This is a genomic window from Bacillus sp. GbtcB10 (assembly GCF_019091365.1).
Lineage (GTDB): Bacteria > Bacillota > Bacilli > Bacillales > Bacillaceae > Bacillus > Bacillus altitudinis.
The window spans coordinates 564,419-577,134 of the sequence record NZ_JAGXJP010000002.1 but is presented as its reverse complement, the minus strand read 5'-3'; the positions used below and the strand labels follow the sequence as shown (position 1 = coordinate 577,134).

Sequence of the window (12,716 nt, the reverse complement as noted above, 5' to 3'; positions counted from 1 at the left end):
CTCTTTGGGTCACAGTTCAAAAACTACAGAATTTTTAGGGTTAACGTTCAACTTATCCAATGTTCTCATGATTACGATTGCTAGTATCATCGTTCTTCTCATAGCGGTGCTGACTACTCGTGTTCTGGCTATTCGTCCGACAAAGGCGCAGAACTTCATGGAATGGATCGTTGATTTTGTTCGAAATATCATAGGTAGTTCGATGGACATGAAAACAGGAGCCCCATTTCTAGCGCTTGGCGTTACATTACTCATGTACATATTTGTTTCAAACATGCTTGGACTGCCATTCTCGATTACGGTCGATCACAACTTATGGTGGAAATCACCAACTGCTGATCCTGCAATCACAATGACACTAGCGGTTATGGTCATGGGATTGACACACTACTATGGTGTTAAAGCAAAAGGAGTCAAGGAATATACAAAAGACTACTTTAGACCAATCCCACTTTTAGTACCGCTGAAAATTATTGAAGAATTTGCAAACACATTAACACTTGGTTTGCGTCTTTATGGAAATATTTTCGCTGGAGAGATTCTTCTTGGTTTACTTGCAGGACTTGCGACTAATTTCTATTCGCAAAACCTTGCACTAGGTATCATTGGTACATTAGGTGCCATCGTGCCGATGATTGTATGGCAGGCATTCAGTTTGTTTGTCGGAACCATCCAGGCATTTATCTTCACCATGCTGACAATGGTGTATATCTCCCATAAAGTCAGCGACGAACACTAAAAAATTGAGAGTCCAAAAAGGACGTTATTTTAAAGGAGGAGCTTTTTAATGAATTTAATAGCAGCAGCAATTGCAATCGGTTTAGGAGCACTAGGAGCAGGTATTGGTAACGGTCTAATCGTATCTAAAACAGTTGAAGGAATCGCTCGTCAGCCAGAAGCTGGTAGAGAACTAAGAACACTTATGTTCATCGGGGTAGCTTTAGTTGAGGCACTTCCAATTATCGCTGTCGTTATCGCATTCTTGGCATTCTTTGGTTAATATGTGAGAAGCGTTCTAATATGAATTTTAATGGCGAAGATCAGATTAGTTCGAAACTTCGCCATTCCTTTATGTTTTGTTTCTTAACATATTATTTAAAGAAGGGAGTTGCCGTACTAAATGTCTCAGTTACCAGTAGTTTTAGGAGCAGGTCTAAACACCGGAGATATCATATTCCAGCTGATCGCTATGCTCATCCTGCTTGCACTTTTAAAGAAATTTGCGCTTAAGCCTTTATTAGGGATTATGAAACAGCGTGAAGATTATATAGGAAATGAAATTTCAAGTGCTGAAGAAAAGCACGTTCAAGCTGAAAAGCTTCTTGAAGAACAACGTGTCTTATTAAAAGAAGCACGCGAAGAATCACATACACTCATCGAAAATGCGAAAAAGATTGGTGAGAAACAAAAAGAAGATATCATTCAAGCAGCGCGTCAAGAATCAGAGCGCTTGAAAGAGTCTGCTAGAACTGAAATCGTGAAAGAAAAAGAACAAGCTGTGGCTGCACTGCGAGAGCAAGTTGCATCACTATCTGTATTAATTGCTTCTAAAGTGATTGAAAAAGAACTTGATGAGCAAGCACAAGAGAAATTGATCCAAGAGTATCTTAAAGAGGCAGGCGAAAGCCGATGAGCGTGACTATTGTCTCTAAGCGTTACGCTTCTGCTCTTTTTGACATCGTTCTTGCTTCTTCGGCAGTAGACGAAACTGAAAAAGAGCTGAATGAGATCAAAAAAGTTCTGAAGGCTGACCAAGAATTAAATGACTTTCTTGTTCATCCGAAGATTACGGCAGACAAAAAGAAACATCTGATTGCAGAAGCTTTCAAAGGTGTTTCGACATATGTTTTGCACACAATGTATTTACTGATTGACCGCGGGCGCACGAATATTTTTCCTGAAATGGCGTCTGAGTTTGTGAAACTTGCAAACCGTACGAAACAAATAGACGATGCGATCGTGTATTCAGTTAAACCGCTCAGCGGAGCTGAAATTCAATCTTTATCTGAAGTATTTGCCAAAAAAGCCGGAGTCACATCACTGCGTGTTGAAAACGTGATTGACAAGGATCTAATAGGCGGAGTGAAAATCCGTATCGGAAACCGCATTTATGACGGCAGTGTTAGCGGAAAGCTTTCCCGCATTGAACGTCAGCTTGCAGGCGAAAATCGTTAGAAGGGGTGAAACCTTAGTGAGTATCAAAGCTGAAGAGATTAGCGCGCTGATAAAGCAGCAAATCCAAAACTATCAATCTGAAATTGAAGTAAAAGATGTCGGTACAGTCATTCAAGTAGGGGACGGTATCGCGCGTGTACATGGCCTTGACAACATTATGGCAGGAGAGCTTGTTGAGTTCTCTAACGGTGTAATGGGTATGGCTCAAAACCTTGAGGAGTCTAACGTAGGTATCGTAATCTTAGGACCTTACAAAGATATCCGTGAAGGTGACGACGTAAAACGTACAGGTCGTATCATGGAGGTTCCAGTAGGGGAAGAGTTAATCGGACGTATTGTGAACCCACTTGGCCAGCCTGTTGATGGACTAGGTCCAATTTTAACAAGCAAAACACGTCCAATCGAAAGTGAAGCACCAGGCGTTATGGATCGTAAATCGGTACATGAGCCGCTTCAAACGGGAATTAAAGCAATTGATGCCTTGATTCCAATCGGACGCGGACAGCGTGAATTGATCATTGGGGACCGTCAAACAGGTAAAACATCTGTTGCAATCGATACGATCCTGAACCAAAAAGATCAAGACATGATCTGTATCTATGTAGCGATCGGACAAAAAGAATCAACTGTTCGTGGTGTTGTTGAAACACTTCGTAAGCATGGTGCGCTTGACTACACAATCGTTGTCACAGCTTCTGCATCACAGCCAGCTCCACTTCTTTACCTTGCTCCTTATGCAGGTGTAACGATGGGTGAGGAATTCATGTATAACGGCAAGCATGTGCTTGTTGTGTATGATGACCTTTCTAAACAAGCGGCAGCTTACCGTGAGCTTTCATTATTGCTTCGTCGTCCTCCAGGCCGTGAAGCATTCCCTGGTGATGTTTTCTATCTTCACTCTCGTTTATTAGAGCGTGCAGCGAAGCTTAGTGATGAAAAGGGTGGCGGTTCTATCACAGCATTGCCTTTCGTAGAAACGCAAGCTGGTGATATCTCTGCATATATCCCAACAAACGTTATCTCAATCACAGATGGACAGATCTTCTTACAATCTGATCTCTTCTTCTCAGGCGTACGTCCAGCGGTAAACGCAGGATTGTCTGTATCTCGTGTAGGTGGTTCTGCACAAATCAAAGCGATGAAAAAGGTAGCAGGTACACTTCGTCTGGATCTTGCTTCTTATCGTGAGCTTGAAGCATTCGCTCAGTTTGGATCTGATCTAGACCAAGCGACTCAAGCCAAATTAAACCGTGGTGCTAGAACAGTTGAAGTCTTAAAACAAGACTTGAACAAACCGCTGAAAGTTGAAAAACAAGTAGCGATTCTTTATGCACTGACAAGAGGATACTTAGATGATGTAGCGATTGCTGATGTCAAACGCTTTGAAGCTGAGTTATTCATGTACATTGAAGAAAACCATAAAGACTTGTTTGACACAATCTCTCAAACAGGAAACATGCCTGCTGATGAAGAGTGGAAAACAGCGATCGAAGGCTTTAAACGTACGTTTGCACCAAGCAACTAATTAGTAATCTTTCCGAGAGAAAAAGATTCTCTTTTTCTCTCTTTTCACGTAAATGAACACGGATTCCTGAAAAAAGGTGGTGAAATCTTTGGCCTCATTACGCGATATTAAGTCAAGGATCACGTCAACAAAAAAATCGAGTCAGATCACAAAAGCGATGCAAATGGTATCAGCTGCGAAACTGAATCGTGCTGAAAATAATGCGAAGTCCTTTGTTCCTTACATGGAGAAAATCCAAGAAGTCGTTGCGGCAATCGCAACTGGAACAAGTGCTAAGCACCCAATGCTTCTTTCAAGACCTGTTAAGAAAACAGGGTATCTCGTCATTACATCTGATCGAGGACTTGCAGGACCTTTTAACAGCTCGATTTTACGTGCCGCTTACCAAGCCATTCAATCTCGTCATCAATCTGCTGATGAATATGCGGTGATTGTGATTGGTAAAATCGGACGCGACTTCTTCAAAAAGCGTGGTATTCCAGTTATTTCTGAAGTAACAGGGCTTGGAGACGAAGTAGCGTTTGCTGATATTAAAGAATTAGCAAGCAGTACAGTGCAAATGTTCTCTGATGAAGCGTTTGATGAGCTTTACATGTTCTATAACCATTTCGTCAGTGCCATTTCACAAGAAGTAACAGAGAAAAAATTATTGCCGCTAACGGACCTTTCGGCCGCAGCGACACCAAATAAACGTTCCGCATCTTATGAGTTTGAGCCTTCTGAAGAAGAAATTCTTGAAGTTCTCCTTCCTCAATATGCAGAGAGTTTGATTTTCGGTGCGCTTCTTGACAGCAAAGCAAGTGAACATGCTGCAAGGATGACAGCAATGAAGAGTGCAACAGACAACGCAAAAGAATTGATCGACAGCCTGACACTCTCTTACAACCGTGCTCGTCAAGCAGCGATTACACAAGAGATTACAGAAATTGTCGGCGGAGCAGCTGCCTTAGAATAGAAATAATTGTCAGGAGGGAATGCAATGAAAACAGGACGCATCAGTCAGATCATGGGACCAGTCGTAGACGTTCGTTTTGAAGACGGTCACTTGCCTGAGATTTATAATGCGATCAAAGTTTCGCATAAAGCGGAAAGCGAAAGTGAAGTTGATATCGACTTAACTTTAGAAGTAGCACTACATTTAGGTGATGATACAGTGAGAACCATCGCAATGGCATCAACAGACGGTGTGAAGCGCGGTATGGAAGCTGTAGACCTTGGAAAACCAATTTCAGTACCAGTTGGTAACGTAACACTTGGACGTGTATTCAACGTACTGGGAGATAACATTGACTTAGATGAGCCACTTGGTGTGGAAGCGCAAAGAGACCCAATCCACAGACAAGCGCCTTCTTTTGATCAACTTTCTACAGAAGTTGAAATTCTTGAAACAGGTATCAAAGTTGTTGACCTTCTTGCTCCTTACATCAAAGGTGGAAAGATCGGTCTATTCGGTGGAGCCGGTGTTGGTAAAACCGTTCTGATTCAAGAATTGATCAACAACATCGCACAAGAACACGGCGGTATTTCTGTATTCGCTGGTGTTGGAGAGCGTACACGTGAAGGAAATGACCTTTACTACGAAATGAAAGATTCTGGCGTTATCGAAAAAACAGCGATGGTCTTCGGCCAAATGAACGAGCCACCAGGTGCACGTATGCGTGTAGCTCTAACTGGTTTGACAATGGCAGAGCATTTCCGTGATGAACAAGGTCAAGACGTATTGTTCTTCATCGATAACATCTATCGTTTTACACAAGCAGGTTCTGAAGTATCAGCCCTTCTTGGACGTATGCCTTCAGCGGTAGGTTATCAGCCAACTCTTGCAACAGAAATGGGTCAGCTTCAAGAGCGTATCACGTCTACAAACGTAGGATCGGTTACATCGATTCAAGCGATCTATGTACCTGCGGATGACTATACAGATCCAGCTCCAGCTACAACGTTCGCTCACCTTGATGCAACGACAAACCTTGAGCGTAAGTTGACAGAGATGGGGATTTACCCAGCGGTAGATCCACTTGCTTCAACATCTCGTGCCCTTGCACCTGAGATTGTTGGCGAAGAGCATTATGCGATCGCGCGTGAAGTTCAGCAAACATTGCAACGTTATAAAGAATTGCAAGATATCATTGCCATTTTAGGTATGGATGAATTATCTGAGGACGATAAGCTTGTGGTACACAGAGCTCGTCGTGTTCAATTCTTCCTATCTCAAAACTTCCACGTAGCAGAACAGTTTACTGGTCAAAAAGGTTCTTATGTGCCATTGCAAGAAACTGTTAAAGGCTTCAAGGAAATCTTATCTGGTAAATACGATCACCTTCCAGAAGATGCATTCCGCTTAGTCGGTCGCATTGAAGAAGTGGTTGAAAAAGCCAAAGAGATGGGTGTAGAGGCCTAATCTGGTCCTTAGGAGGGTAAAAGCATGAAGACCGTTCAAGTCAATATCGTTACTCCCGACGGCCCAGTGTATGAAGCGGATGTGGAAATGGTCAGTGTAAGAGCAGAAAGCGGTGAGCTTGGGATTTTAGCTGGCCACGTTCCAATGGTTGCTCCGCTAAAAATCGGTGCAGTTCGCTTAAAACATAGTGGATCAACTGAATTGGTTGCAGTAAGCGGTGGATTTGTTGAAGTTCGCCCCGAAAAAGTAACCATTCTTGCTCAGGCTGCTGAAACATCAGACAAAGTTGATGTCGATCGTGCAAAATCAGCGAAACAGCGTGCTGAAGAGCATTTGAACCACCCGAATGAAAGTGATGTACGCAGGGCGGAACTCGCATTAAAACGGGCATTAAACCGTTTAAATGTAGCAGGGAAATAAAACAGAAAATCCTTCTTATCATTGCGATAAGAAGGATTTTTTTAAGGATTACATGAGAGACTGATACATCGACACATACGGATGAGATGCTTGCTTTTCAAGATATAAATGCTCGCAAAAATGCGTACTATGCCACGTTTTATTGTTTCGGCGCAAGCCAAGGGTGTATTGATGCGAAGAGTCCATATAAGGCCGCACGACCCAATCAGCATCTGAATGATGCTTGATGACAACCTCTCCCATGTACACACTCAACATCGCTTCCAATGCATCAATAGGCATTTTCCACTCAGCAAAAAGCTGCTGACGGAAGGCATCGAAGTATAATGACTCTAACTGATAAAGGCTTTCCTCTGAGTAATCCAAAGAAATGTTATGAAAATGACACAATTGTGCTAATTCTTCTAGCTGTGTCTGTCTATAATCAAAGTAGAAAGCAATGGCTTCCCATTCATGTTCAAATGAGGGAACCAGTTCTCCGTACAAATCAACAAAGTCAGGAAAAGAATCTTTCAAATATGATCAGCTCCTTCCACCGCAGTATATCATCTCCTTCGCATCAGAATAAGAGGGGATTCACTCTAAATGTAGCTCTTTTTTCCAAATGATTCATCTTTCCGATTTTGGAGGATATAATGAAAGGGAGTTTTCCTTTACAGAAATCAATAAAAGGAGGATTCAAGTGTATGGAAGACGTAGGACAACAAGCAATTGTCAGTATTGTGATCCACCTATTTTTTATCGCCATTACGTGGTGGGCATTGCTTGCGGTGAATATTGATCCACTGATTAAAAAAGGAAAAATTATTCAAGCTAGATTGCTCATGATGCTGCTCACGATTGCTATTGCATCGGCAGTCAGCAATTTCTTCCTTGATTATTTAAATTTCTCCAGACAAATCCCTTATATGTTTTAACATAAAAGGTTTGGTCACTGCCTTCTGCGGGAACGTAAAAAGAAGTGTCAAAAATATGGCCTTTGATGACTTTTCCACGTATGCATTGACCTCCTTGCGGCAACACTTGTAGCAAGGGGGAATGACAAGTGAGAAAGTATTTAAAAGGTTGGCCATTATTTGCATTTATTCTTTTTTTTGTTCTGATGATTCAAGGTGTTCGGGCGGAAGAAACATCCAAGCTCGCCCAAATAGCAGAAGGTATGAAAAACCAGCAAATCGAAGTAAGTGGATGGACGCTTCATGCCAAAAAAAATATAGACATTTCATCCGAACAATTTTCAAAAAAAGTGAAACGTTTGAAAGACGAACTACGACAGTATGAGTGGACCGAAAAAAAAGAGAAACATGTCACCAAAGTCACAGGAATTTACAAAGATGAAAAAAATGATACATTATCGAAAATTTTACTCGTGAAGACCGACACAAAATCAAACCAAAAGTCGTATTTATTATATGAGCAAAAAGGTGCTCGCCCACTGAATACCTGGGAGCATACATATGATCAGTTCGTACGTCATGCAAAAAGCATATTACAAGAGAAATTTGTGATTTTTACTTGTCTCGATGGTCATGTAAATGGTATGATGGATGTTGTTTTGCAAAAAAAAGCTGAAATGATAGCAAATGAATTTCAAGCAAAACCAGTTGAGTATCTCGTTGAGTCTAATTTTGTGTCGCTTTCCGCTTACACAGAGAAGTGGGAACAGTTCATTATGACTTCAAATGATAAAATGAATGTTCAAATTGCCATCAGAAGTTCGGAAATGAACGAAAATCATACGATTACGGTTGGCACACCAATCGTAACGACTGAATATTAATATAGAGAATTTGGGACGCGGAGGGGAAGACCTTGGAAAAAATCATCGTCCGCGGCGGTCAAAAGTTAAACGGCACAGTTAAAGTAGAAGGCGCAAAAAATGCCGTTTTACCAGTTATCGCTGCATCTTTGTTAGCAAGTACAGAAAAAAGCGTAATTTGTGATGTACCTACGCTCTCCGATGTATATACAATCAATGAAGTGTTACGTCATTTAGGAGCAGAAGTACATTTTGAAAATAACGAAGTATCAGTAGATGCATCTCATGCACTAGAAACTGAGGCTCCGTTTGAGTACGTCCGTAAAATGAGAGCATCTGTGCTCGTCATGGGACCACTTTTAGCTAGAACAGGTCATGCAAGAGTTGCATTACCTGGTGGTTGTGCGATTGGTTCAAGACCAATTGATCAGCATTTAAAAGGCTTTGAAGCAATGGGAGCTAAAATTCAAGTAGGTAATGGTTTCATCGAGGCTGAAGTAAATGGCCGTTTAAAAGGTGCAAAAATCTATTTGGATTTCCCAAGTGTAGGGGCAACTGAAAACATCATCATGGCAGCAGCATTGGCTGAAGGAACGACGATTTTAGAAAACGTAGCAAAAGAACCTGAAATTGTTGATTTGGCAAACTACATCAATGCCATGGGCGGTAAGGTTCGCGGGGCTGGAACTGGTACAATCAAAATCGAAGGTGTAGAAACACTTCACGGTGCAAAACACAACATCATCCCTGACCGAATTGAAGCTGGTACGTTTATGGTGGCAGCAGCCATTACTGAAGGAAATGTTCTTGTAAAAGGCGCTGTGCCTGAGCACATGACTTCACTTGTGGCAAAAATGGAAGAAATGGGTATTCAGATCATTGAAGAAGAAGAAGGTTTAAGAGTCATTGGACCATCTGAGCTCAAGCCAATCGATCTAAAAACAATGCCGCATCCTGGGTTCCCAACGGATATGCAATCTCAGATGATGGCGCTATTGCTTCGTGCGAACGGAACAAGCATGATCACAGAAACTGTGTTTGAAAATCGTTTTATGCATGCTGAAGAATTCCGCCGCATGAATGGCGATATTAAAATTGAGGGTCGCTCTGTGATTATCAATGGACCTGTTCAACTTCAAGGTGCTGAAGTGGCAGCGACTGATTTAAGAGCAGGAGCAGCACTTGTACTTGCTGGATTAGTGGCAGAAGGTCATACACGTGTCACTGAATTGAAGCATATTGATCGTGGATATGTGAACTTCCACCAAAAACTAGCAGCAATCGGTGCAGACATTGAAAGAGTAAATGATGAATCAGCAGATGTGACACAAGAACAAGTTGTATCAGATCTGAACGCGTAATGATAAAAGAAATCAGTGTGTCCATTTGGGCATGCTGATTTTTTTTAGAATCATAGACTGGTTGCATTTTCAAAAGCTTATCATTAGTGTATCCAATCATTTTAAATTTTATTCATAAAGACGAACAGTAAATCAAATGATGAAGAGCGCGAGCGTATCACCAAAAGACTTGTCCAATGAATGAAAGAAGCTGTCATATTAGCTTGTCCTTGCCCATAGGATAAAAGAGATTCAATGACAAATGGGGGCAGCCAAATGAAACCAATGATATGGACAATCGCAGGAATTTGCATCATCATTTTAATGATTCCAACCTTACTCGTGTTGCCGACGTTCCAAGGAAAACCAGCGGCCATCCAACACGTAGCAGCAGAACCATCAGTTAAAAAAGAAGTGAAAGGTTCAGTCAAATTGAAACAATCACCCGTCTCCATTCCCGTCTACCGTTCAGCGCATCAGCAGGTAGAAAACATCCCCTTAGAAGAGTATGTGATCGGTGTCGTCGCTTCTGAAATGCCAGCCGATTTTGAAATTGAGGCGCTCAAGGCACAGGCACTCGCCGCTAGAACGTATATCGTCAGACAAATGATCATTGATAAAACCGTCAAATCTCCACAAGGTTCTCTTGTAGATGACACTCAAATGTTCCAAGTGTACAAAAATAAACAGGAACTGAAGAAAATTTGGGGAAAAGCGTACAATTGGAAATTAAAAAAGGTCACAGAAGCGGTTGCTAGTACACAAGGGAAAGTACTGACGTATGACGAAAAACCAATTGATGCTTCCTTCTTTTCGACAAGTAATGGGAAAACCGAAAATGCAGAAGCTTATTGGAAAAATGAAATCCCTTATTTGAAAAGCGTCTCAAGTAAATGGGACGAAAAATCACCCAAATTCCAAAACAAGAAAACCATCACAGTGAGCGAATTTCAGCAAAAACTGGGTGTGACCCTTGGCCAGCAGCAGGTGGGAGAAATTGTAGAACGAACACCAGGCAATCAAGTAGCCAAAGCCGTCATTAATGGAAAAACATTGTCGGGCAGAGACATTCGCGAATCACTAGGATTGCACTCTGCAGACTTTACATGGGAACGAAAGGGTCAGCAAATCGTGATTACGACAAAAGGGTATGGCCATGGTGTGGGCATGAGTCAGTATGGTGCACATTATATGGCACAGTCAGGTAAAAAAGTAGAGGCGATCGTGAAACATTATTATCAAGGGATAAAAATTGAATCAGCTGATCGCTTTCTGAACACATATATGGCTAAGAAATAAAAGCAAAGATGCCTCAAAATGGGGGCATCTTTTTTTATGTGTGAAGAGGTTTGAACAGAATGTGACAAATTGCGACTTAAGACGCACCTCAGGAAATCTTAAACATTTACATCCCGACAAGAACCGATGGCCGATACAAAGCCCCTCGAAAGAATGAGAAAACGAGGGTGACAAAAGAGTCTTTAGGTGAAAATATCTAGACATCTGACAGAATTTTAGTGATTTTGATGAAAGAGAAAAAGGGATCGAGTCCTATACCATTCCAAGACAGAATATTTTACGATTAAGATGTTTCAATCAAATACATAAGGAGGAAGGAAAAGCATGTTGAAAAAAGTATTTACACTCGTAACCTTAGCTGTATTGACATTATCAATGTCAATCTCTTCACCAGTATTTGCAGAAGCAGCATCAGCCAAAAAACATAAGAAAGATGTAAGAGTGACCATCTTACTTGATGCAAGTGGAAGTATGGCAAGAAAAGTGGATGGAGAGCGCAAATTCGATTTAGCAAAACAAGAGGTATTTAAATTTGCTCAGTCTCTTCCGAAAGATGCTAAAATCCGTATGAGTTTGTTTGGGTCTGAAGGAAACAACAAAAACTCAGGTAAAGCTCAATCATGTGAAGTCATTAGAGGCGTTTATGGCGTTCAGCCTTATGAAAAGGATAGTTTCGAAAACTCTCTAAACGGTCTTGGACCAAATGGCTGGACACCGATTGCACGTGCTCTTGAAAGTGCAAAGCAAGCAGATAAGCAGCTTCATAAAGGAACAAAACACATTGTGTACTTAATTACTGATGGTGAAGAAACTTGTGGTGGAGATCCAGTGAAAGTAGCGAAAGAGCTTCATAACTCAAAGGGATCTACTGTAGTCAATGTGATTGGATTAGACTTTAACGATGGCTATGAAGGTCAATTGATGCAAGTAGCTAAAGCTGGTAAAGGTCATTACTACCAAGCAAGCACTGGGAAAGAAATGGGTTCTATCCTTACAGCAGAATCATTAAAACTACACGAATAACTTGCTGAAGAAAAGGGAAACGATTGATTGATGCTTTCGTTTCTCTTTTTCTGTACAAATGAAAAAAAGGGAGATTTTTTAATGAAAAGAAATATTATATTAACCATTTTAGCGAGTCTTGTTCTGCTTCTTTCTTCACCAGCTTATGCTGTAACGAAAAAGGAGCCTGCTCACGTGGTGATTTTACTTGATTTAAGCGGAAGCATGGCACAATCAGTTGAAGGCGAAAAGAAAATTGATATCGCAAAACGCTCGATCCAAAGTTTCGCAAGTATTTTATCAGAAGATACACAAGTCTTGCTTCGTGTTTTTGGTCATGAAGGAACGAATAAAAATGCAGGAAAAGCCGTTTCTTGTGCAAGTTCCGAAGCAGTTTATGGATTTGGAACATATGAGCAAGCAGCCTTTCAACAAGCGCTGAATGTGTATGGTCCAACAGGCTGGACACCACTTGCCAAAGCATTAACTGATACGAAACAAGATTTTGAAGATCACCAAGCTGAAGGAAAAAATATTGTATATGTTGTCAGCGATGGTGAGGAAACATGTGGCGGAAGCCCATCACAAGCAGCGAAGCAATTACATGAAGAAGGTATTGACACAATCGTCAATATCATTGGCTTCGATGTAAATGAAAAAGAAGCAAAAAGTCTAAAATCTGTTGCCAAAGCTGGTGGTGGACAATATCAACCAGCAGCAAATGCAGAAGAATTAAATCATATTCTTCAAAAAGAAGCGAACTCTTTTGGTCAATAAGATGTGAATAGACAGCTG

General features: G+C 41.2%; 15 protein-coding genes. 14 read left to right on the top strand and 1 reads right to left on the bottom strand.

What is annotated here, in order from left to right:
- Window positions 1-4 precede the first annotated feature (4 nt).
- From atpB to KVT11_RS08255, 8 genes are all read left to right on the top strand, one after another.
- A complete protein-coding gene (atpB, locus tag KVT11_RS08290) occupies window positions 5-739 on the top strand; it encodes a F0F1 ATP synthase subunit A (RefSeq protein WP_007497637.1) in 735 nt (244 codons plus the stop codon).
- Between the two features lie 48 nt (window positions 740-787).
- A complete protein-coding gene (gene atpE, locus KVT11_RS08285) occupies window positions 788-1,000 on the top strand; it encodes a F0F1 ATP synthase subunit C (protein WP_003214968.1) in 213 nt (70 codons plus the stop codon).
- 120 nt (window positions 1,001-1,120) lie between these two features.
- Entirely contained in the window at window positions 1,121-1,633 is a 513-nt protein-coding gene (atpF, locus tag KVT11_RS08280; protein WP_007497634.1) for a F0F1 ATP synthase subunit B, read from the top strand.
- Window positions 1,630-2,175 carry a F0F1 ATP synthase subunit delta gene (locus KVT11_RS08275; RefSeq protein ID WP_007497632.1) on the top strand — a complete coding sequence of 182 codons (546 nt, stop codon included), beginning with the start codon at window positions 1,630-1,632 and terminating at the stop codon, window positions 2,173-2,175. Before atpF ends, KVT11_RS08275 begins: the two co-directional genes overlap by 4 nt.
- Window positions 2,176-2,191: 16 nt before the next feature.
- Complete coding sequence (gene atpA / locus KVT11_RS08270) at window positions 2,192-3,700, top strand: F0F1 ATP synthase subunit alpha (protein ID WP_035389793.1); 1,509 nt, start codon at window positions 2,192-2,194, stop codon at window positions 3,698-3,700.
- Window positions 3,701-3,788: 88 nt separating this feature from the next.
- On the top strand, window positions 3,789-4,655 hold the full coding sequence (locus KVT11_RS08265) for a F0F1 ATP synthase subunit gamma (RefSeq protein ID WP_007497628.1): 867 nt from the start codon (window positions 3,789-3,791) through the stop codon (window positions 4,653-4,655).
- A 24-nt stretch (window positions 4,656-4,679) separates the two neighbouring features.
- The gene (atpD, locus tag KVT11_RS08260; protein ID WP_008343395.1) at window positions 4,680-6,101 is read left to right on the top strand and encodes a F0F1 ATP synthase subunit beta; all 1,422 of its coding nucleotides are present in this window, start codon (window positions 4,680-4,682) and stop codon (window positions 6,099-6,101) included.
- Between the two features lie 24 nt (window positions 6,102-6,125).
- Window positions 6,126-6,521 carry a F0F1 ATP synthase subunit epsilon gene (locus KVT11_RS08255; protein WP_008343393.1) on the top strand — a complete coding sequence of 132 codons (396 nt, stop codon included), beginning with the start codon at window positions 6,126-6,128 and terminating at the stop codon, window positions 6,519-6,521.
- A gap of 48 nt (window positions 6,522-6,569) precedes the next feature.
- On the opposite strand, the gene KVT11_RS08250 is transcribed toward KVT11_RS08255, so the two are convergent.
- Window positions 6,570-7,037 (bottom strand): hypothetical protein, encoded by a 468-nt coding sequence (locus KVT11_RS08250; RefSeq protein ID WP_008343391.1) that lies wholly within the window; start codon window positions 7,035-7,037, stop codon window positions 6,570-6,572.
- Window positions 7,038-7,207: 170 nt separating this feature from the next.
- On the opposite strand from KVT11_RS08250, the gene KVT11_RS08245 reads away from it, so the two are divergent.
- The 6 genes from KVT11_RS08245 to KVT11_RS08220 all read left to right on the top strand — a co-directional run bounded on the left by KVT11_RS08245 (window position 7,208) and on the right by KVT11_RS08220 (window position 12,698).
- Window positions 7,208-7,438 carry a DUF1146 family protein gene (locus tag KVT11_RS08245; RefSeq protein ID WP_008343389.1) on the top strand — a complete coding sequence of 77 codons (231 nt, stop codon included), beginning with the start codon at window positions 7,208-7,210 and terminating at the stop codon, window positions 7,436-7,438.
- Window positions 7,439-7,566: 128 nt separating this feature from the next.
- Window positions 7,567-8,301, top strand: a complete 735-nt coding sequence (locus KVT11_RS08240) for a YwmB family TATA-box binding protein (RefSeq protein WP_210552234.1) — start codon at window positions 7,567-7,569, stop codon at window positions 8,299-8,301.
- A gap of 32 nt (window positions 8,302-8,333) precedes the next feature.
- Window positions 8,334-9,641: a UDP-N-acetylglucosamine 1-carboxyvinyltransferase gene (murA, locus tag KVT11_RS08235; RefSeq protein WP_007497616.1), complete on the top strand. Its 1,308-nt coding sequence runs from the start codon at window positions 8,334-8,336 to the stop codon at window positions 9,639-9,641.
- A gap of 255 nt (window positions 9,642-9,896) precedes the next feature.
- Window positions 9,897-10,919: a stage II sporulation protein D gene (spoIID, locus tag KVT11_RS08230; RefSeq protein WP_210552233.1), complete on the top strand. Its 1,023-nt coding sequence runs from the start codon at window positions 9,897-9,899 to the stop codon at window positions 10,917-10,919.
- Between the two features lie 324 nt (window positions 10,920-11,243).
- Complete coding sequence (locus KVT11_RS08225; RefSeq protein ID WP_080934067.1) at window positions 11,244-11,942, top strand: VWA domain-containing protein; 699 nt, start codon at window positions 11,244-11,246, stop codon at window positions 11,940-11,942.
- Window positions 11,943-12,023: 81 nt separating this feature from the next.
- Window positions 12,024-12,698 carry a VWA domain-containing protein gene (locus KVT11_RS08220; RefSeq protein WP_210552232.1) on the top strand — a complete coding sequence of 225 codons (675 nt, stop codon included), beginning with the start codon at window positions 12,024-12,026 and terminating at the stop codon, window positions 12,696-12,698.
- Window positions 12,699-12,716 lie beyond the last annotated feature (18 nt).